Source organism: Candidatus Pelagibacter sp., assembly GCF_052049855.1.
Lineage (GTDB): Bacteria > Pseudomonadota > Alphaproteobacteria > Pelagibacterales > Pelagibacteraceae > Pelagibacter.
Window position 1 is genome coordinate 189,858 of record NZ_JBNGZE010000002.1, and the last position, 21,006, is coordinate 210,863.

Sequence of the window (21,006 nt, forward strand, 5' to 3'; positions counted from 1 at the left end):
ATGCAAAAAGAACATAACCTTTCTAAAAATCAAAAAATTATTTTTGACTTAATTGATAAATCTGGTGGACCAATGAAAGCTTATTCAATTCTTTTTAATGTTCAAAAAAAAGGAATTAAAGCACCACTACAAGTTTACAGGGCATTAGATAAATTAGTTGAAATAGGAAAAATTCATAAAATTGAAAGCAGAAATGCTTTTATAGCTTGTCAAAATTCAAGCTGTCAGGTTTCAAAAGCAACAGCTTTTTCAATTTGTGAAAGTTGTGAAAATGTATCTGAGATAAGTAATTCAAAACTATCAAAATATTTATCTAATTTTTCAGATGACTCTGGAATGAAATATAGCAAATACAATTTGGAATTTTTTGGTTTATGTAAAAAATGTAAATCAAAGTAATGAGCACAGTTTCATTAACTTTAGACGAAATATTTGAACTAGCAAAAAAAACTCTTTTGGCAAATGGTTGTGATGATGAAACAGCATCAATTTTATCAGACTTGATCAGAAATGCTGAAAGAGATGGTTCAGTATCACACGGTTTATTCAGATTACCAGCATATGTTTCTGGTCTTAAAGGTGGAAAGATAAATGGTAAAGGGAAACCTGAGATAAAAAAAATATCTCCATCTGTAATAAAAGTTGAAGGTAATAATTGTTTAGCACCTGTTGTTTTAAATAAAGGTTTGCCTGAATTAGCGAAAGCTGCAAAGGAAAATGGTGTTGCGGTATTAGCAATAAATAATTCACATCATATGGCTGCTATGTGGCCTGAAACAGAAAAATTAGCAGAAAATGGTTTAGTTGCATTTGCTTGTACATCTTACAAGCCTGCTGTAGCACCTGCTGGTGCCGTAAAACCATTATTTGGAACCAACCCAATTTCTTTTGCTTGGCCACGTCCAGGTAAAACACCAGTTGTTTATGATATGGCAACTGCTTCAATGGCAATGGGAGAAGTTCAAGTTGCAAAAAGAGAAGGGCACAAAGTTCCACTTGGAACTGGTTTAACCAAAGATGGTAAAGAAACAACTGATCCAGGGGAAATCGCTGATGGGGGAGTTTTGTTACCTTTTGGTGGATACAAAGGATCTGCAATTGCAATGATGGTAGAATTAATGGCAGGAGCATTAGTTGGAGATAATTTTAGTTTTGAAACAGCTGCTAAAGACAATAATGATGGTGGTCCTCCAAGTGGTGGTGAATTTATATTGGCAATCGACCCAGATAAAACATCAGGAACTAATTGGCAAAAACATGCTGAGGAATTTTTTGAAAAAATGAAATCAATGGGTGAAGTAAGATTACCTGGAGAAAGACGTCATAAGAATAGAATGGACACTGGTCCAAGAAATATTAACGAAGAATTAGTAAATAAAATAAAATCTTTAAGCTAAATTAATCTCAATAGGTGTGTGATCAGAAGGTTTTTCTCTTCCACGTGGATCTTTATTAATATTTATATCATTTATTTGATCAATTATTGAGTTTGATACTAAAAAATGATCAATACGCATTCCATTATTTTTTTGCCAAGCACCTCTCATGTAATCCCAAAATGTATATCCTTCTTTATCCTCATGAAAATGTCTGTAGACATCCTTAAAACCAAGATTAATCATTTCTCTAAATTTTTTTCTTATTTCAAGTCGGTATAAAGCATCATCTTCGAAACTTTTAACATTATAAACATCTTCTGCTGAAGGGATAATATTGAAATCACCAGCTAAAATAATATTTGAATTTTTTTTAGATAAACTTTTTAATTGTTTTATTAATTGATCAAGCCATTTTTTTTTATAACCATATTTTTCTGTATCCACAGGATTGCCATTAGGGGTGTAAATATTAATTAATTGTATATTTTTTTTCTTATATTCAAATTCAGCTGAAATTATTCTTGATTGTTTTAAATTATCCTTAATTAAATCTGTTTTGACATTTTTTAATTTATTTTTTGAGATGATCGCTACACCATTGTAACTTTTTTGACCAAAGACATGACTTTCATAGTCCATTGATGAAAAATCATCATATGGAAAATTAACATCTTCAGTTTTGATTTCCTGCATCATTAAAATATCAGGTTTATATTTTAATAAATAGCTTTTGATATTTTCAATTCTTGCTCTTACCGAGTTTACATTCCAAGATGAAATGAGCATTAAAGTGAGAAAGAAACTCCACAACCACATGAGGATTTTGTTTGTGGATTAGATATTTTGAATTGTTCACCTATAAGCTCAGAAACATAATCAACTTCAGATCCTTTAAGTAAATCAGCTGAAGTTTTATCAATTAAAATATTTTGATAATTTAAATCATCGTCTTGTTTTGATTTATCAAATGTAAATTCATACTGAAAACCTGAACATCCTCCACCTTTGATAGCGATTCTGAAGAATGATCCTTTGTCTTTTTTTGATAACAAATTATCTATTTGTTTTAACGCTTTATCCGTAAATTTAATTTCTTTAATCATAACTGAACACTGATATTACTAATATAATACTTAATTATTTAAATTAAAGGATGAAAAAAGACACTTTGTTAGGCGTATTTAAAAGTAAAGGTAGACTTAATAAAGAGGCTAATTCAAAATATAGATCTCCATTTCAACGTGACCGAGATCGTATAATTCATAGCGCATCATTTAGGAGATTAAAACATAAAACCCAAGTATTTGTTAACACAGAAGGGGATCATTTTAGAACAAGGATTACTCATTCAATTGAAGTTGCTCAAATAGCAAGATCAATTGCAAAATATCTAAAATTAAATGAAGATTTAGCAGAAACTTTAAGTCTTGCTCATGATTTGGGTCACACACCATTTGGTCATGCTGGAGAGGATGCTTTAGATGAATGTATGGAAAATTATGGTGGTTTTGATCATAATCTTCAGACACTAAGAATTGTAATGTTTTTAGAAAATAAATATTTCAAATTTGCTGGATTAAATTTAACTCTTGAAACTTTAGAAGGACTTTTAAAACATAACGGACCAGTAGACGATCAAAGGATGATTAACAAACTAGTTGGATCAAAAGTTTTCAAAAATAAGATTAACTTTAATACGTATCCATCATTAGAAGCACAAATTTCAGCTATATCGGATGATATTGCATATAATAATCATGATATTCAGGATGGAATTAAAGCAAACCTATTTAAACTTGAGGAATTAGTTGAATTGGATTTTTTTAATGACATTTATCAAAAATATAAAAAAAAAATTAATAAAAAAAATTATAAAATTGCTATTTATCAAATCATCAGAGACTCAATAGATATTATGATTAGAGATTTACTAAGTAATACAAACAAAAATATTAAAAAATTTAACATTAAGTCATTAAAAGATGTGTCAAAATCAAATCAATTACTTGTTTCTTTTTCACATAATATACAAAATTCAGAACATGAAATCAGGTCATTTTTAAGACATAGAATGTATGACAATAAATCGGTACTTAATAAGAATCAAAGAGGTAAAATTATAATTAAGAAATTATTTAAAATAATTAAATCAAATCCTAGAAAATTTCTTACTAAAGACCAATTGACTAAAGACAAATATAGAGCTATTTCAGATTTCATATCTGGTATGACAGACAGATACGCAATTAACCTTTATAACGATAATAAATGAACATTTTTGAATTATATCTAGATAAAATTAAATCTATTATTGTTGAGCTTAATAAAAAGAATCAACTTACTGTTCCAGAAAATTTCAATAGTATTAATGCGGAAATACCGCCGCCAAAATTTGATTGTGATATTTCAACTAATGTTGCAATGGTTTTATCGAAACTAAACAAAACTTCTCCAATAGAATTGGCAGAAAAACTTGCACCTGAAATAAAAAATAGTGACGATCAAATAGAAAATATATCCGTTGCTAAACCTGGTTTTATAAATATTAAATTTAAGCCATCTTTTTGGTCAAACTTTATTAAAGAAATAATTGATAACGCTGAAAAATTTGGAATTAATGAAAAAGAGAAAAAAAATAATTATTTAGTTGAATTTGTATCAGCTAATCCTACAGGACCATTGCATGTTGGTCATTGTAGAGGGGCTATTTTAGGTGATGTCATATCTAATGTATTAATATTTAATAAACATAAGGTTACTAAAGAGTATTATGTAAATGACTATGGTAACCAGATTATAAATTTTACAAAATCTGTATATTTTAGAATTAGAGAAGTAAAATTTAACGAAAAATTTCCTCTAGATAACCCTGATTTATATCCAGGAGATTACCTTATTGATTTTGCAAAAAATATAGTTTCGAATAATTCAGATCTAAATTTTGATAATTATGATAAAATAAGCGATAAGTTAACTACTTTATCTATAGAACAAGCGCTACTTTTAATTAAAAATAACCTTGAGAGTTTAGGAATTAACCACGATAATTTTGTTAGTGAAAAAAGCATTGTTTTAAACAAAGAAGTAGAGAGTGTAATAAAATTTTTAGAAAAAAATAAATTTGTATACAAAGGAAAAATTAAAGCTCCAGCTGGTGAAGACGATAAAAACTGGGTAGAAAGAGAACAGTTACTTTTTAAATCTACTGATTTTGGTGATGATAAAGATAGAGCATTACAAAAGTCAGATGGAACTTGGACTTATTTTGCAAGTGATGTTGCTTATCATAAAAATAAAGTAGATCGTAAATTTGACTATTTAATAAATATCCTTGGCGCAGATCATGCTGGTTACATCAAAAGAATTTCATCCTCAGTTGAAGCATTATCAGGAAAAAAAGATAAATTGATTTGTAAAATTAGTCAGCTTGTAAAATTAGTTAAAGATAACAAACCATTCAAGATGTCTAAAAGAAAAGGTGACTATATTACGGTTGATGATTTAATTGAAGAAGTTGGAAAAGATGCAACTAGGTTTATCATGCTCAACAGAAGTAGTGATGTAGAATTAGATTTTGATTTTGATGCTGTAAAAGAAAAATCTAAAGATAATCCGTTATATTATGTTCAATATTGTTATGCTAGAATTTCATCTGTCTTTAGACATATTGATAAAGACATAAATTCTAAAATTGAATTAGATGATTTTAGTTTTGAATACTCAAATGATGAGATCAAAATATTAAAAAAGATTTCAGAATGGCCCAAATGTATCGAAGCAGCTAGTTCAAAATTAGAACCACATAGAATACCTGTTTATTTATATGATCTTGCCTCAGAATTTCACTCCTATTGGAATCTTGGTAAACAAAACCCAGAAAAAAGGTTTATTAATGATAATAAAACAGTTTCATCAGATAAACTAATTTTTTTAAAAGCGATATCTAACGTTGTAAAATCTGGAATGGATATAGTTGGTGTTGATACACCAAATAAAATGTAATGCTAAAAGAAATTAAGTATTTAATCTTTATTGTTGTAATTGCTTTATTTATTTTTTTGACTGGCAGATATTATTTCTCAGATGAAAATAAGAAGAAATCATACAGATCTTATAAAAATAACGATGAAAAAATTAAATTATATTCAAAAAATTTACCTGTTTTGGAAAACGACACACAAAATGTAATAGAATACGTTACGCAAACAAACAAAAAAAAGAAAAAAAAGTTTAATTTTTGGAAACTTTTAGAGAATGATTAAGAATAGAAGAGCCTTTATAGTTGGTTTAAAATCATCAACATTATCAAATAAAGAAATAATTTTTTTAAAGAAATATAAACCATGGGGTATTATTTTATTTTCAAGAAATATAATTTCAATTGAACAGACTAAAAAATTAACTGATAGAATAAAAAAGATATTTAAAGATAAAAAATACCCAATATTAATTGATCAAGAAGGTGGACGTGTAAATCGATTAAGTAAAATTATTTCATTTGATAATTTGACTTCTAAATATTTTGGTAATTTATTTAAAAAAGATAAGAAAAAATTTAATATTATATATAAATTATTTATCGATAAGACTTCTTATTTGCTTAAATCAATAGGTGTTAATATAAATACTGTTCCTGTTTTAGACCTTCGAGTTAAAGGAGCTAGCAGCATTATTGGGGATAGATCTTTTTCAAAAAACAAAAAAAATATCTCTAAAATTGGAGATTTTTGTATTAATTATTTTCACGAAAATTCTATTGGAACTGTGATTAAACATATACCAGGACATGGATTAGCTAAGGTAGATAGTCATAAATTTACTCCTGTGGTTACAAAAAACTTAAATTATTTGAATAAAAATGATTTTTTTCCATTCAAAAAAAAACAAAGTTATTTTGCAATGACAGCACATGTAATTTATCGAAGTATCGATAATTTAAATACAGCTACACATTCTAAAAAAATTATAAATTTAATTAGAAAAAAAATTGGATATAAAAATATTTTGATTTCAGATGATTTATCAATGAAAAGTTTAAAAGATAATTTAAAAACTAATACAATCAAAACATTTAGCGCAGGTTGTAATCTCGCTCTTCATTGTAATGGCAAATTGTCTGAAATGAAGGTAGTTGGTGATAATTCACCAAAGGTTAGTAATTTTATAATAAAAAAAACATCACTATTTTATAAAATTTTAAGATAATATCTGACCATGACTATTTCTGATTCTGAATTATTTAATGTAGATATAAATAATTATAATGGCCCTTTAGATGTACTTTTAGATTTAGCAAAAGCTCAAAAGGTAGATCTTGAAGAGATATCAATTACAAAATTAGCAGATCAATTTCATGATTATATTACAAAAGAGAAAGATTTAAATTTAGAAATTGCTTCAGAATACTTATTGATGGCAACTTGGTTAGCATATTTAAAATCTAAATTATTGCTTCCAGGTACACCAGAGGAAGAATTTAAAGTTCAAGAAGTTGCTGAAAAATTAAAATTACAACTCAAAAAATTAGAGCTAATTAGATTGCTTTCTGAACAAATGCTTAAAAGAAAAAGATTAGGAAGAGAAATTCGATCAAGAGGAATGAGGGGAAATATAAGATCTATTTATAGCGCTGAATATAATCTAAGTTTATTTGAGTTACTCAAGTCTTATTCAACAATAATTATGACCAAGGACTTTCAAAAAATGAATATTCCAAAATTACCAGTATTTACTGCTGAAGATGGAATTAAAACAATAAGAGAATTTTTTGGTAATTTGATTGATTGGAAAAAATTAGATGATTTAATTCCTAAAAATTTTAAAAATGGTTCAAAATATAAACGAACCGGGAAAGCAGGAATTTTTGCTGGTTCATTAGAATTAGTTAAAGAAGGAAACCTAACTATAAAACAAGATAAGTTGTTTGACGATATTTATGTGAAGGAAAATAATGATTAAAAAACAAAAAATTTCAAAAGATAATATTGTAAAATTTCCTTCTAGGTTAACTGATTTAGAAAAAGAAATCGAAGCAGTTATTTTTGCTGCTGCTGAGCCATTAGATATTGATACAATTGAAAGCAAAATAACAAAAAAAGGTAATGTCTCTAAATCATTAGAAAAGTTGCAGCAAGAATACTCTGAACGTGGAATTAATCTAGTATGCATAAAAGAAAAGTGGTCCTTCAGAACTTCTCCTAATTTATCAAATATTATGTCTAAAGAAAGGACAGTCGAAAAAAAACTTTCTAAAGCCGCTGTAGAGACTTTAGCAATAATTGTTTATCACCAACCTGTTACAAGAGCAGAGATTGAGGAAATAAGAGGTGTTGCATTTGGAACAAATACTCTTGAAATATTGATGGAGCTAAATTGGGTAAAGCCAGGTGGTCGTAAGGATGTACCAGGAAGACCAATTCAATATGTCACCACCGATGAATTTTTAAGTCATTTCAATCTTCAAAAATTATCTGATTTACCAACAATTGATGAATTAGGGGCTGCTGGATTAATTGACAGTTCTAGTGTTGATAATGCAATTTTTGGAACTGGCAAATTCTACAAAGAAAAACAAGAAGAAAAAAAAGAGGATATTTATTCTAATATTGACGAGATGTTAAATAGCACTCTTGATACAGAAGATAAAGATTAACAAAAAAGTAACTTTTAAATTAATCATAAAAGGGTTATAAGTTTTTCATGAGTATAGGAATTTGGCAAATAGCAATCGTAGTTATATTAGTAGTCTTATTATTTGGACGAGGTAAAATTTCTAGTCTGATGGGTGATGTAGCTAAGGGAATTAAAAGTTTCAAAAAAGGAATGGCGTCAGATGTCACTGACGATACAGAGCCAAAAAATATATCCGACGAAAATAAAGACTCAGAAAACAAAGATTAAATCAAATGCCTACTATTGGTTGGTTTGAGATATTAATTGTTGTTGGTATTGCAATTGTTGTTCTTGGTCCTAAAGATTTTCCAATCATGTTAAAGAAAGCCGGATCTTGGATTGGGACTGCAAAAAAATATGTAAGCAATATTCAAAATGAAGTTTCTAATTTAGAAATCGATGAAGAAAAAATTGATAATGAAATAAAAAAAGAAACAAAAAAAGATGAGCAATGAAGAAAATGAAGGTGGATTTGTTAGCCATCTAACAGAACTAAGAAAAAGATTAATACATAGTTTTATATTTCTAATAATCTTTTTTGTTATTTGTTATATATTTGCAGAACATATCTACGGTTTTTTAGTTGATCCATTTGCTCAAGCTGTAAAAGATGATGGATCTGATAGAAGGCTTATTTTTACAGCCTTACAAGAAACTTTTTTAACATATATTAAGGTATCTTTTTTCACAGCTTTTTTTGTAACCTGTCCTTTTATTCTAATGCAAATATGGAAATTTATTGCTCCAGGTTTATATAAACATGAAAAAGTTGCCATACTCCCATATCTTGTATTAACACCCATCCTTTTCTTTTTGGGAGGTATGCTTGTTTACTATTTGATAATGCCTTTAGCTATCAAATTTTTTTTATCATTTGAAAGCACAGGGATTTCTACAAATCTACCAATTCAACTAGAGGCTAAGGTGAATGAATATTTATCACTTGTTATGAAGTTAATTTTTGCATTTGGAATAAGTTTTCAACTACCTATAGTTTTAAGTTTATTAGCAAGAATAGGTGTTGTTGACAGTCAATTTTTAAAAGAAAGAAGGAAATATGTTGTTGTAATTATATTTGCTGCTGCAGCATTACTAACACCACCAGATCCAATCACTCAAATTGGTTTAGCTATTCCATTATTAATTTTATATGAATTATCTATATTTTCAGTAAAATTTATAGAAAAGAAAAATTTAGAAAAAACTGATGCATAATTTAAAAGAAATTAGGAAAGATTTCTCAAAATTTGAAAAAGATCTTGAAAAACGCTCAGTTACAATTGATTTTAATAACTTAAAAAAACTTGATGAGTTAAATAGAGATTTAATACAAAAAAAAGAAAATTTAGAAAAAGAAAAAAAAGATATTTCAAAATCTAAAGATGAAAGTTTATTTAAAAAATCTAAAGAAATATCTTCGGAATTAGAGAAGATTTCTGATCAACAAAAAAATATCAAAACTGAATTAGATAAAATTTTATCCAGTATACCAAACATACCGCATCAAGATGTTCCAAATGGAAAAGACGAAAATGGTAATGTGGAAGTTTTAAAAGCTGGTAAAGTTCCTGAATTTGATTTTAAACCTAAATCCCATTACGAACTCGGCGAAAATTTAGGTATGCTTGATTTTGATCTTGCAACAAAAACAACTGGATCAAGATTTGTATTTGTTAAAAAAGATCTAGCATTATTGGAACGAGCTTTATCTAATTTTATGCTAGATACTCATATTAATCAAAATAGTTATCAGGAAATTTCACCTCCATTAATAGCTTCTGATAGTACAATGTATGGAACTGGCCAATTACCAAAATTTGAAAACGATCAATTTGAAATAAAATTTGACCAAGGATCTGATAGAAAATTTTTAATTCCAACAGCAGAAGTAATTTTAACTAATATTGTTAAAGATAAAATTGTTGATCAAAAAGAATTACCTATGAGATTTGTTGCTTCAACACCTTGTTTTAGAAAAGAAGCTGGAAGTTATGGAAAAGATACAAAAGGGATGATTAGACAACATCAATTTTATAAAGTTGAGTTGGTAAGTATTGTTGAAAAAGAAAATTGTTTAGATGAATTAGAGCGTATGACTAATTGTGCAACAGATATTCTAGACAAGTTGGAGTTGCCTTATCGAAAAGTAATATTGTGCTCAGGTGATATGGGTTTCAGTGCTGAAAAAACCTATGATATAGAGGTGTGGTTACCGTCAGAAAACAAGTATCGTGAAATATCATCTTGTTCTTCATGTTCAACATTTCAGGCACAAAGAATGAAATCAAGATATAAAAATAAAAATAAGGAAACTGTTTTTGTTGGAACATTAAATGGAAGCGGTTTAGCTGTAGGCAGAACTTTAATTGCTGTACTAGAAAACTATCAACAAAAAGATGGCTCGATTATTGTTCCTAAGGTACTGCGACCGTATATGAATAATTTGGAATTGATTTCAGCTAAATAAAGTTGTTTTAATTATATAGATAGTATAAGTATTCACATAATTTATAAGGAGATTTATGGAAGGTTCAGGAATAGGACAATTTATACCGTTAATTTTAATATTTGTTATTTTTTATTTTTTCTTAATCAGACCACAGCAAAAAAAAGTTAAAGAGCATAAAGCAATGGTTGAAAGTCTTAAAAGAGGTGACAAGGTTGTTACTTCTGGTGGAATTACAGGTACAGTGGAGAGACTTATAGACAATGATAAAGTTGAAGTAGAAATTGCTGAAAACGTAAAGGTTGAGATAGTAAAATCAACTGGTATTCAAAGTCTTGTTAATACAAATACTCAAGAAGTTAAAAAATAATTATTTTTAGTTAAGTGCTTTATTTCTCAAAGTTAAGAATTTTATTCATAACTCTTTTTTCAGTTTTATTTATTTTAATTTCTTCATCAAATCTTTTTAAATTTGATGATAATTTTTTTGATAAAAAAATTAATCTAGGATTAGATCTTCAAGGTGGATCATATCTATTACTTGAAATTGATAATGAGCCTGTGATTGAGCAAAAACTACAAAACTTAACAACAACTATTAGAAATTACTTCAAAGAAAAAAATATTAAGATCAATAATATAAATATAGAAAATCAAAATATTTTTTTTAGTGTAGTCGAAAATGATAAGCAATCTGTCTTAGAAGTTTTTCAGGATGAAAATAGTAATCTTAATCCTTATTACCCAAGATTTAAATCACATCAGTTAGAAATTGAGGATATGGGGTTAAATTTTAAAGTATATTTTTCGAGACAAGGTTTAATTAAACTTAAAACTTCTTCTCAAGATCAAGCTATAGAAATAGTTAGAAGAAGGGTAGATGAGGTTGGAACTAATGAACCCAACATACTTAAAAGAGGAAATAACAGAATTTTAGTAGAGCTACCTGGGTTAGATGATCCGATGAGAATAAAATCATTGCTTGGCAAAACTGCCAACCTTACTTTTAGATTTGTAACGAATGACAAAAATGATCGTTTTGGTGTTGAAAAGTTAAAATTTGAAAATGGTATAGAAGAAGCTACAGTTAGTAAAAGAATTATAATAAGTGGTGAAAATTTACTTGATGCTCAACCAAAAATGGATACGCAAGCCAACCAAACAGTTGTTTCATTTACTTTAGACAGAGTAGGTGCAAAAAGATTTGGTAAGGCAACCTCAACTGGTATTGGAAAACAATTAGCAATTGTTTTAGATGGTAAAATTATTAGTGCACCTGTTGTTAGAGATACGATTGCCAGTGGATCTGGTCAGATAAGCGGTGGCTTTACTTTTCAAACAGCAACTGATCTAGCTTTATTATTGAGATCAGGAGCATTACCAGCACCATTAGAAATAATTGAAGAGAGAACAGTTGGACCAGATCTTGGACAAGACTCAATTAATGCAGGAATGATTGCTTTAACAATAGGTTTTGTGTTGGTGATAATTTTTATGTTCGTAAAATATAAAATTTTTGGATTAATTACCAATGTAACATTGATAGTTAATTTATTTATTCTTTTGGGTATTTTAACTTTATTTGAAGCTACTTTAACATTGCCTGGTATTGCGGGAATTATTTTAACTGTAGGTATGGCTGTTGATGCAAATGTTTTAATTTTTGAAAGGATTAAAGAAGAACTAAAAGACGAGACTAATAATATTATAGCTTTTGATGGTGGCTATACAAAATCAAGAACAGCAATTTTAGATGCTAATATTACCACACTATTAGCAGCAATAATTTTGTTTTTTATGGGCTCAGGTCCAGTCAAAGGTTTTGCTGTAACTCTAGGAGTTGGAATATTTACAACACTATTTTCAGTCTATTTCATAGCGAGATTGTTTACTAGTATTTATGTATCAAAAAATAAAGATAAGGAAAAATTAATCTAATGATTGCTTTTAATAAATATTATAATCACTTTAATTTACTCTCATCAGTTTTAATTGTCGTTTCATTATTATTATTAATATTTAAAGGACTTAATTTTGGTATAGATTTTAAAGGTGGCACTTTAATTGAACTGAGATCTTTAGACTCAAAAATAAATGTAAGTTCATTAAGAGATAAATTTAATCAAATGGATTTAGGAGATGTATCAGTTAAGAAATTTGGTAATGATACAGATTTTTTAGTAAAATTTGAAAATAAAGACAATAAGAAAAATATCATTGAAGAAATTAAAACTAATTTAGATAAATCTTTTGGAAATAATTATGATTTTAGAAGAGTTGAAAATGTTGGTCCAAAAGTAAGTGCTGAATTATTAAAATCAGGGGTAATAGCAATATCTTTGTCATTAGCATTAATGCTAATTTACATTTGGATTAGATTTGAATGGCAATTTAGTCTGGGTGCAATTTTAGCTTTGTTTCATGATGTAATAGTAACACTAGGAGTTTTTTCACTATTTAGTTTGGAAATAAACTTATCAATTATTGCAGCTGTTCTTACAATAGTTGGATATTCAATGAATGATACAGTGGTGATATTTGACCGTGTGCGTGAAAATCTACGAAAGTATTCTGATATAAAAATTTTTGAGTTAACAAATATTTCAATTAATGAAACTTTATCAAGAACAATAATAACATCCGCAACTACTTTATTTGCTTTATTAGCAATTTATTTTTTTGGTGGTGAAATATTAAAAGGGTTTTCACTGGCAATGATACTTGGTGTTGTTTTTGGAACATATTCCTCTATTTATATAGCTAATACTGTTTTAGTTAGACTAAGAGTTTCACAAAAAACTGTACTTAGAGAAGACGATAAAAAATAATTTAATATAAGTTTTGAGCTATTACCATTGTAAGTAACATTGGTAAAGATAATAAAGTATTTGTTCTTGAGAAAAGCATTGCAGTTTTAGCTGATTTTGCTTTTGTATCAGGGTCACTTTCTACAATTCCTAAAGCTCTTTTTTGATTTGGCCAAATAACAAACCAAACATTAAAAGCCATTATAATTCCTAGCCACATTCCAATACCGATTGCAGTATGTTTTGGTACACCTGAACCAATACTTAAAGTCATTGCATCATGAAGATATCCATTTAGGAGAGCAAGAATTAATCCAGAAAGAACAGTAAATGCAGCAGCCCATCTAAAATAAAATAATGCAGCTGGAGCAATTACTTTACCTATGGCAGGTTTTTGTTCATCTGGAATTTTTCCCATATTAGGAATTTGAACAAAATTAAAATACCACAATAATCCTATCCACATGATTGCTACAATTACGTGGATATATCTGAACAACCAGCTCCAGAACAATGTATCTATAGCTATCCCATCATTTAAATAGAATAATCCTAAAAACAATAATATTGCTATAGCTAGTGATGTGTGAACTGTTTTTGATAATGATGATAACAAATTGCTCATGATTCTTTTAATATACACTAATTTTTAAAAATTTTAAGTTTTAAAATCTAATTTAAAAGAGGTTTTAAAAATTGACCTGTATAGCTATCTTTAACCTTACATACTTCCTCAGGTTTACCTTCGGCAACAATTTTACCACCTTTTACACCACCCTCTGGTCCCATGTCTACAATGTAATCTGCCGTTTTAATTACATCTAAATTATGTTCAATAACAACTACTGTATTCCCAAGTTTTACAAATGTATGAAGTATCTCTAAAAGTTTTTTAATATCATGTTGATGTAAACCTGTTGTTGGTTCATCTAATATATACATTGTTCTTCCTGTTGATCTCTTCGACAATTCTTTTGCTAATTTTATTCTCTGAGCCTCACCACCTGATAGTGTTGTTGCTTGTTGACCAATTTTTATATAACCCAATCCAACCTTTTTTAATGTTAGCAATTTTGTTTTTATATTTGATATATTTTCAAAATATTCACAACCTTCATCAACTGACATATCTAAAACATCGGCAATACTTTTTCCTTTAAATTTTATTTCCAAGGTTTCTCTATTATACCTTGTTCCCTTACACTCATCACATTGTATATAAACATCAGGCAGAAAATGCATTTCATATGTGATTACTCCATCACCTTCGCAAGCTTCACATCTACCTCCTTTAACATTAAAAGAAAATCTACCTGGTTTATATCCTCTTGTTTTGGATTCAGGTAAACTTGTAAACCAATCTCTAATAGGTCCAAAGGCTCCTGTGTATGTTGCTGGATTTGATCTAGGTGTTCTCCCAATAGGAGATTGGTCAATATCAATTATTTTATCAATTAATTCTACTCCTTTATAACCTTTAAATGATTTAGGTGCTTTTCGAGCTTTATTATTTAAAGTTAAATTTAAGGCATGGAATAGTGTTTGCAATATTAGAGTAGATTTACCACTACCTGAGACACCAGTAACGCAGGTAAAAGTTCCGGTTGGAATTTTAAGGTTAACATTATTTAAATTATTTCCACTTGCACCATTAATTTCAACAAATCGTCCATTTTTAGCCAAACGTCTTGATTTAGGTATTTCGATTATTTTTTTATTTGCAAGATACTGTCCTGTAATACTATTTTTATCTTTTTTAATTTCCTCATATGATCCTTGAGCTGTTATCTGACCACCATTGCTCCCAGCTTCAGGACCCAGATCAATAATGTGATCTGCATTTTCCATTGTCTCAGTATCATGCTCAACAACAATAACTGTATTTCCAAGATCTCGTAATCTTTTTAATGCACTAATGAGCTTTACATTATCTTTTTGGTGTAATCCAATTGAAGGTTCATCCAAAACATATAAAACACCCGTTAAACCAGAACCAATCTGTGAAGCTAATCTTATTCTTTGAGCCTCACCACCTGATAATGTTCCAGATTCTCTTGATAATGTTAAATAATCTAAACCAACATTTAGAAGAAAATTTAATCTTTCGTTGATCTCTTTCAAAACATGTTCAGCTATTTTAAATTGTCTTTTATCAAGATTATTTTCTAGATTTTTAAACCATTCTGATGCATCCAAGATAGATTTTTTTGTTACTTCACTAATATTCAGATCATTAATTTTAACACATAATGCTTCCTCTTTTAATCTATCACCATTACATGCTTCGCAAGCCGTATCCGATTGATATTCAGCTATTGCCTCTCTTTTCCATTCACTATCAGATTCTAAAAATCTTCGTTCAAGATTATTAATTACACCTTCAAAAGTTTTTTTGTATGAATATTTTTCATAACCATCATCGTAATTAAATTTAATCTCATCCTCATCAGAACCATAAAGAATAATATCTTTAATTTTTTTTGGTAATTTTTTCCATTTTTCATCTAAAGAAAAACCATAATGTTTAGCTAAAGATGCTAAAGTTTGTGCATAATATAGTGTGGTTGATTTTGACCAAGGTTCAATCGCTCCATCTGCTAAACTTTTTCTTTCATCAGGGACTACTAGGTTTGGATCAACATTTAATTTCATTCCAATCCCCTCACACTCTTCACACGCTCCATAGGGACTGTTAAATGAGAAAAGTCTTGGTTCAATTTCCTCTATTGTAAAACCACTCTCAGGGCAAGCAAACTTTGTAGAATAAATTAACTTTTCTAATTTCCTAAATTTTTGAGGAAGTGTTTCATCTTCATATTCGACAAAAACCAAACCGTTAGCTAAATTCACTGCTGTTTCAATACTTTCAGCCAATCTGTTTCCAAGTTTTGAATTTAAAACTATTCTATCTACCAAGACTGAAATATCATGTTTAAGTTTTTTATCTAAATTGGGTGACTTTTCTATATCATATAAAACATTATCAATTTTAATTTTTCTAAATCCTCTTCTTTTGTAGCTTAAAATATCTTTTTTATATTCACCTTTACGACCTCTTACCACTGGAGCGTAAATATATATGGTTGATTTTTTTGGTAATTTTTTAACCAAATCTACTATTTGTGTAATCGTTTGAGAGGTTATTGGTTTACCAGTGAATGGTGAGTAGGGAATTCCTGCTCTAGCGTATAATACTCTCATGTAATCATAAATTTCAGTTACAGTTGCAACAGTAGATCTTGGGTTTTTTGAAGTATTTTTTTGTTCAATTGCAATAGCCGGACTTAATCCTTCAATTAAATCAACATTTGGTTTTTTCATTTTATCTAAAAATTGACGTGCATAGGCAGATAAACTCTCTACATACCTTCTCTGACCTTCTGCGTAGATAGTATCAAAAGCTAAAGATGATTTTCCTGACCCTGATAGACCAGTTATGACCACAAATTTGTCTTTTGGAATCTCTACAGTAACATTCTTCAAATTATGTTCTTTAGCGCCCTTAATAACTATCTTTTTCATCATAATTTTAGTTGCTTTGAGTTAATAAAATTAATATTCAGAAGAATTGTGGTATAATTCTAATTAACTAATTTAACAAATATTAAATATTATGGCTGGAAGTTTAAATAAAGTATTATTAATTGGTCGTTTGGGCGCAGATCCTGAAATTAAGCAAATGGTAAATGGTAAAAGTGTTGCTAGATTGAGCCTTGCAACAAGTCAATCCTGGAAAGATAAAAATACAGGTGAAAGGAAAGAAAAAACAGAGTGGCACCGTGTAGTTGTATTTAATGAAGGTTTAGTAAATGTTGTTCAGCAATATTTAAAAAAAGGCGCTCAAGTTTATGTAGAGGGGCAACTTACAACAAGAAAATGGAAAGATGAGCAATCAGGACAAGATAAATTCTCAACTGAAATAGTTATACAAGGATATAATTCTTCACTTACCATGTTGGGTGGAGGTAATTCCGGTGGTGGAATTCAAAATGACACAAGTCAACAAAATAATATTGAGGATACTTCTCAAGTGTCAGATATGGACGATGAAATTCCATTTTAATTTCTATGAAAAATACTGAAGAGTTTAAAGATAAAAATATAAAATTAATCTCAATGCATGATGAGATGAGCTCATCATATCTTTCTTATGCAATGAGTGTAATTGTGAGTCGTGCACTTCCTGACGTGAGAGACGGATTAAAACCTGTTCATAGAAGAATTTTATATGCAATGTACAAAGGTGGATATGATTGGTCTAAACAATTTAGAAAATCTGCAAGAATTGTTGGAGATGTTATTGGTAAATATCATCCACATGGTGACCAATCCGTTTATGATGCATTAGTCAGAATGGTACAAGATTTCTCTATGAGTCTACCTTTAATTCAGGGCCAAGGAAATTTTGGTTCTATAGATGGTGATCCAGCAGCAGCGATGAGATATACCGAAACTCGCTTGTCAAAAGTTTCTCAATATCTAATTGATGATATTGAAAAAAATACAATTTCTTTCAAAAGTAATTATGATGAAACAGAGAAAGAGCCCAGTGTTTTACCAGCACAATTTCCAAATTTATTGGTTAATGGAGCTGGTGGTATAGCCGTTGGTATGGCAACCAGTATACCTCCTCATAATTTAGGTGAAATTATAGATGGCACCTTAGCCTTAATTGACAATAAAGATATTAAAATTAAAGAGTTAATGAAACATATTCCAGGTCCAGATTTTCCAACTGGAGGTGTTATTATTGGCAAAGATATAATTAAACAAGGATATAAAAATGGAAGAGGATCTTTTAAGATTAGAGGTGAAATTTCAATCGAACAACAAAAAAATGGACGTGAGAGATTAGTAATAACCTCAATACCTTATCAGGTTAATAAATCTGTATTAAATGAGAGAATTGCTCAATTGGTTAGAGAAAAAAAAATTGAAGGAATAAGAGATATTAGAGACGAGTCAAACAGAGAGGGTATAAGAGTTGCTATAGATTTAAGAAACGGTATAGAGCCAGAAACTATAAAAAGACAATTATATAAAAATACTCAAATAGAAAGTTCATTTGGTTTTAATACTTTAGCAATTGTTGAGGGAAAACCACAGACTTGCACACTAAAAGATTTTTTAACAAATTTTTTAACTTTTAGAGAAGATGTAGTTATTAAGAAAACTAAATTTGATCTTCAAAAGGCCGAAGAACGTGCTCACATACTTATTGGACTGTCAGTTTCAGTAGAAAATTTAGATAAAATAATAAAAATTATTCGATCATCTAAAACACCCGATGATGCCAAACTATCAATTTTAAAAACTAAATGGAAAATAAATAAATCCTTAAAATTAATTTCTTTAGTAGAGGGTAAAAAAGGTAAAAACCTTTATTCTTTATCTGAACCACAAGTTTTAGCTATTTTAGAATTAAGACTTCAAAAGTTAACCGCATTAGGAATTAATGAGATCGAAGTTGAAATTAAAAAATTGGCTGAATTAATTCTTAAATTTAAGAAGATTATATCATCAAAAAAAGAACTTTTGAGAGTAATTAGTCATGAATTAAAAAACATTAAAGATAAATTTGCTACACCAAGAAGAACTAAAATTATAGATGCTGTTTTAAATTACGATATTGAGGAAACTATCCAAAAACAATCAGTAATAATCACAGTTACATTACAAGGATATATAAAAAGAGGTTCATTAGATGGAGTAAAAAAACAAAAAAGAGGTGGTAAGGGAAAATCAGGTATAACAACGAGGGATCAGGACTCTGTTGTACAAACATTATCTGTGAATACTCATACTTCAGTTCTTTTCTTTTCCACTGAGGGTTTAGTTTATAAGATCAAGGCATGGAAAATCCCAGAGGGTTCGTCATCTTCTAAGGGTAAGTCTTTGTTTAATATTTTACCTCTAAAGAGTCACCAAGCAATAAGTTCAATTATGCCAATGCCAGAAGATGAAACAGACTTAAAAAATTATCAAATAATTTTCGCTACAGCTCAAGGAAAAGTAAGAAAAAATAGTTTAGAGGATTTTTCATCAATTAATGCATCTGGAAAAATTGCAATGAAATTAGATAATAATGATAAAATTGTAGGCGTTAAAATTTGTAAAGATGATCAAGATGTAATTTTAAGTACAAAATTTGGAAAATGCATTAGATTTGAAGCCAAAAAGCTTAGAGTTTTTAAAGGTAGATCTTCTAAAGGAATTAAAGGAATAGATTTATCATCAAATGATCAAATAGTATCTTTATCAGTTATTGATAATGATAAAATTAGTAAAAATGGAAAAAAATCAAAAGATGAAAAATCTGAATTAAAAGCAATAGAGAAATTTGTTTTATCAATAAGTGAGAATGGTTATGGTAAAAAGACCTCACATATAGATTACAGAGTTACTAACAGGGGTGGAAAAGGTATAATAGGAATAGTAAATTCACCAAGAAATGGAAATATTACTTCATCTTTCCCTGTTTTTGAAGGTGATGAAATTTTAATTTCTACGAACAAAGGCAGGGTAATTAGAGTTGCTGTTAAAGAAATTAGAACAGCAGGCAGAAATACTCAAGGAGTTAGAATAATTAAGTTATCAGGAGAAGAAAAAGTTGTTTCAGCAATTAAAATTGATGATAATTTAATTTAATGAGCAAAATTGCAATTTATCCTGGAACATTTGACCCAATTACATTTGGACATATAGATGTCATAAAAAAATCATTAAAACTATTTGATAAAATAGTAGTAGGTGTTTCTGATGAAAGTAATAAAAATTACCTATTTAGTTCTGATGAAAGAATAGAAATAGTGAATAAAGCTTTATTTAATGATCTAAAGTTAAATAGAAAAAAAATAAAAGTAGTTTCTTTTGGCTCTTTAACTACTGATTTATGTAAAAAATATAAATCAAACATTATTCTAAGAGGATTAAGGGCTGTATCTGATTTTGAATATGAATTTCAGTTAGCTGGTATGAATAGAAAATTGAACCAAAACATAGAAACAATTTTTTTAATGTCTGATTTAGAAAATCAAATAATCTCATCAAGATTTGTGAAAGAAATTGTTAAATTAAAAGGTGATATAAAAAAATTTACTACAAAAAGTACAATTAAATCTTTAAAAGATAAATATGAATAAAATTTTTATTAAAATACTTATTTTGTTTTTTTTAATTAACAATCAATCAATAGCTGAGGAGAATATAATGATATTAAAATTAAAAGATGGTGACGTTAAAATTGAACTATTTGAAGATGTTGCCCCAAATCATGTAAAAAGAATTAAAGATTTAGCAAATAGTGGTAAATACGATAATGTTGTTTTTCACAGAGTTATAGATGGCTTTATGGCTCAAACTGGAGATGTAAAATTTGGGAATTCAGAATCTAAAGATTTTGATCTTAGAAGAGCTGGGATGGGAGGGTCAGATTTTCCTGACTTGAAACAAGAATTCAATAGTTTACCACATGATAGAGGAACTCTATCAATGGCTAGAGCCCAAGATCCAAATAGTGCAAATAGTCAATTTTTTATTTGTTTTCAGCCAGCACCTTTTTTAGATCGACAATACACAGTATTTGGAAAAGTGGTCGAAGGAATGGAATTTGTTGATAAAATAAAAAGAGGTGATCAAAACAATAATGGTGCTGTAACTGATCCAGATAAAATAATTAGTTTTAAATCCCAATAAATTTTTT

At 28.6% G+C, this 21,006-nt stretch carries 23 protein-coding genes; 19 read left to right on the forward strand and 4 right to left on the reverse strand.

Annotation, left to right across the window (positions count from 1 at the left end):
- Positions 1-399: a Fur family transcriptional regulator gene (locus ACTT9X_RS03050; RefSeq protein ID WP_440934218.1), complete on the forward strand. Its 399-nt coding sequence runs from the start codon at positions 1-3 to the stop codon at positions 397-399.
- On the forward strand, positions 399-1,397 hold the full coding sequence (locus ACTT9X_RS03055; protein WP_440934219.1) for an Ldh family oxidoreductase: 999 nt from the start codon (positions 399-401) through the stop codon (positions 1,395-1,397). The genes ACTT9X_RS03050 and ACTT9X_RS03055 overlap by 1 nt, the downstream gene beginning before the upstream one ends.
- On the opposite strand, the gene xth is transcribed toward ACTT9X_RS03055, so the two are convergent.
- Positions 1,389-2,165: an exodeoxyribonuclease III gene (gene xth, locus ACTT9X_RS03060; RefSeq protein WP_440934220.1), complete on the reverse strand. Its 777-nt coding sequence runs from the start codon at positions 2,163-2,165 to the stop codon at positions 1,389-1,391. The genes ACTT9X_RS03055 and xth overlap by 9 nt on opposite strands.
- Positions 2,165-2,482 (reverse strand): HesB/IscA family protein, encoded by a 318-nt coding sequence (locus tag ACTT9X_RS03065; protein ID WP_023853837.1) that lies wholly within the window; start codon positions 2,480-2,482, stop codon positions 2,165-2,167. Before ACTT9X_RS03065 ends, xth begins: the two co-directional genes overlap by 1 nt.
- Before the next feature lie 50 nt (positions 2,483-2,532).
- Here ACTT9X_RS03065 and ACTT9X_RS03070 point away from each other — a divergent pair, with 50 nt between their 5' ends.
- The 13 genes from ACTT9X_RS03070 to secF are packed head-to-tail and all read left to right on the forward strand — an operon-like array spanning position 2,533 to position 13,325.
- Positions 2,533-3,651 carry a deoxyguanosinetriphosphate triphosphohydrolase gene (locus tag ACTT9X_RS03070; protein ID WP_440934221.1) on the forward strand — a complete coding sequence of 373 codons (1,119 nt, stop codon included), beginning with the start codon at positions 2,533-2,535 and terminating at the stop codon, positions 3,649-3,651.
- Entirely contained in the window at positions 3,648-5,381 is a 1,734-nt protein-coding gene (gene argS / locus ACTT9X_RS03075; RefSeq protein ID WP_440934222.1) for an arginine--tRNA ligase, read from the forward strand. Before ACTT9X_RS03070 ends, argS begins: the two co-directional genes overlap by 4 nt.
- Positions 5,381-5,641 carry a hypothetical protein gene (locus tag ACTT9X_RS03080; RefSeq protein ID WP_440934223.1) on the forward strand — a complete coding sequence of 87 codons (261 nt, stop codon included), beginning with the start codon at positions 5,381-5,383 and terminating at the stop codon, positions 5,639-5,641. Before argS ends, ACTT9X_RS03080 begins: the two co-directional genes overlap by 1 nt.
- On the forward strand, positions 5,634-6,584 hold the full coding sequence (locus tag ACTT9X_RS03085; protein ID WP_440934224.1) for a glycoside hydrolase family 3 N-terminal domain-containing protein: 951 nt from the start codon (positions 5,634-5,636) through the stop codon (positions 6,582-6,584). The genes ACTT9X_RS03080 and ACTT9X_RS03085 overlap by 8 nt, the downstream gene beginning before the upstream one ends.
- 9 nt (positions 6,585-6,593) lie before the next feature.
- The gene (locus ACTT9X_RS03090; RefSeq protein ID WP_440934225.1) at positions 6,594-7,337 is read left to right on the forward strand and encodes a segregation and condensation protein A; all 744 of its coding nucleotides are present in this window, start codon (positions 6,594-6,596) and stop codon (positions 7,335-7,337) included.
- Entirely contained in the window at positions 7,330-8,031 is a 702-nt protein-coding gene (gene scpB / locus ACTT9X_RS03095; protein ID WP_440934226.1) for an SMC-Scp complex subunit ScpB, read from the forward strand. The genes ACTT9X_RS03090 and scpB overlap by 8 nt, the downstream gene beginning before the upstream one ends.
- A 47-nt stretch (positions 8,032-8,078) precedes the next feature.
- Positions 8,079-8,279 carry a twin-arginine translocase TatA/TatE family subunit gene (tatA, locus tag ACTT9X_RS03100; RefSeq protein ID WP_023853830.1) on the forward strand — a complete coding sequence of 67 codons (201 nt, stop codon included), beginning with the start codon at positions 8,079-8,081 and terminating at the stop codon, positions 8,277-8,279.
- Between the two features lie 5 nt (positions 8,280-8,284).
- Complete coding sequence (tatB, locus tag ACTT9X_RS03105; RefSeq protein WP_440934227.1) at positions 8,285-8,506, forward strand: Sec-independent protein translocase protein TatB; 222 nt, start codon at positions 8,285-8,287, stop codon at positions 8,504-8,506.
- Positions 8,496-9,266, forward strand: coding sequence for a twin-arginine translocase subunit TatC (tatC, locus tag ACTT9X_RS03110; RefSeq protein ID WP_440934228.1), 771 nt, complete (start codon positions 8,496-8,498; stop codon positions 9,264-9,266). Before tatB ends, tatC begins: the two co-directional genes overlap by 11 nt.
- A complete protein-coding gene (gene serS, locus ACTT9X_RS03115; protein ID WP_440934229.1) occupies positions 9,259-10,518 on the forward strand; it encodes a serine--tRNA ligase in 1,260 nt (419 codons plus the stop codon). Before tatC ends, serS begins: the two co-directional genes overlap by 8 nt.
- A 55-nt stretch (positions 10,519-10,573) precedes the next feature.
- Complete coding sequence (gene yajC / locus ACTT9X_RS03120) at positions 10,574-10,867, forward strand: preprotein translocase subunit YajC (protein ID WP_023853826.1); 294 nt, start codon at positions 10,574-10,576, stop codon at positions 10,865-10,867.
- A 14-nt stretch (positions 10,868-10,881) separates the two neighbouring features.
- Positions 10,882-12,435 carry a protein translocase subunit SecD gene (secD, locus tag ACTT9X_RS03125; RefSeq protein WP_440934230.1) on the forward strand — a complete coding sequence of 518 codons (1,554 nt, stop codon included), beginning with the start codon at positions 10,882-10,884 and terminating at the stop codon, positions 12,433-12,435.
- Positions 12,435-13,325, forward strand: a complete 891-nt coding sequence (gene secF / locus ACTT9X_RS03130) for a protein translocase subunit SecF (protein ID WP_440934231.1) — start codon at positions 12,435-12,437, stop codon at positions 13,323-13,325. Before secD ends, secF begins: the two co-directional genes overlap by 1 nt.
- A gap of 1 nt (position 13,326) precedes the next feature.
- On the opposite strand, the gene ACTT9X_RS03135 is transcribed toward secF, so the two are convergent.
- Both ACTT9X_RS03135 and uvrA read right to left on the reverse strand, forming a co-directional pair.
- Complete coding sequence (locus tag ACTT9X_RS03135; protein WP_440934232.1) at positions 13,327-13,929, reverse strand: urate hydroxylase PuuD; 603 nt, start codon at positions 13,927-13,929, stop codon at positions 13,327-13,329.
- 47 nt (positions 13,930-13,976) lie between these two features.
- Positions 13,977-16,829: an excinuclease ABC subunit UvrA gene (gene uvrA / locus ACTT9X_RS03140; protein WP_440934233.1), complete on the reverse strand. Its 2,853-nt coding sequence runs from the start codon at positions 16,827-16,829 to the stop codon at positions 13,977-13,979.
- 88 nt (positions 16,830-16,917) lie between these two features.
- On the opposite strand from uvrA, the gene ssb reads away from it, so the two are divergent.
- From ssb to ACTT9X_RS03160, 4 genes are read left to right on the forward strand one after another with little or no spacing between them, the layout of a single operon-like run.
- Complete coding sequence (gene ssb / locus ACTT9X_RS03145) at positions 16,918-17,367, forward strand: single-stranded DNA-binding protein (RefSeq protein ID WP_440934234.1); 450 nt, start codon at positions 16,918-16,920, stop codon at positions 17,365-17,367.
- A gap of 5 nt (positions 17,368-17,372) precedes the next feature.
- A complete protein-coding gene (gene gyrA / locus ACTT9X_RS03150) occupies positions 17,373-19,952 on the forward strand; it encodes a DNA gyrase subunit A (RefSeq protein WP_440934235.1) in 2,580 nt (859 codons plus the stop codon).
- On the forward strand, positions 19,952-20,446 hold the full coding sequence (gene coaD, locus ACTT9X_RS03155; protein ID WP_440934236.1) for a pantetheine-phosphate adenylyltransferase: 495 nt from the start codon (positions 19,952-19,954) through the stop codon (positions 20,444-20,446). Before gyrA ends, coaD begins: the two co-directional genes overlap by 1 nt.
- Positions 20,439-20,999, forward strand: a complete 561-nt coding sequence (locus ACTT9X_RS03160) for a peptidylprolyl isomerase (RefSeq protein ID WP_440934237.1) — start codon at positions 20,439-20,441, stop codon at positions 20,997-20,999. The genes coaD and ACTT9X_RS03160 overlap by 8 nt, the downstream gene beginning before the upstream one ends.
- Positions 21,000-21,006 lie beyond the last annotated feature (7 nt).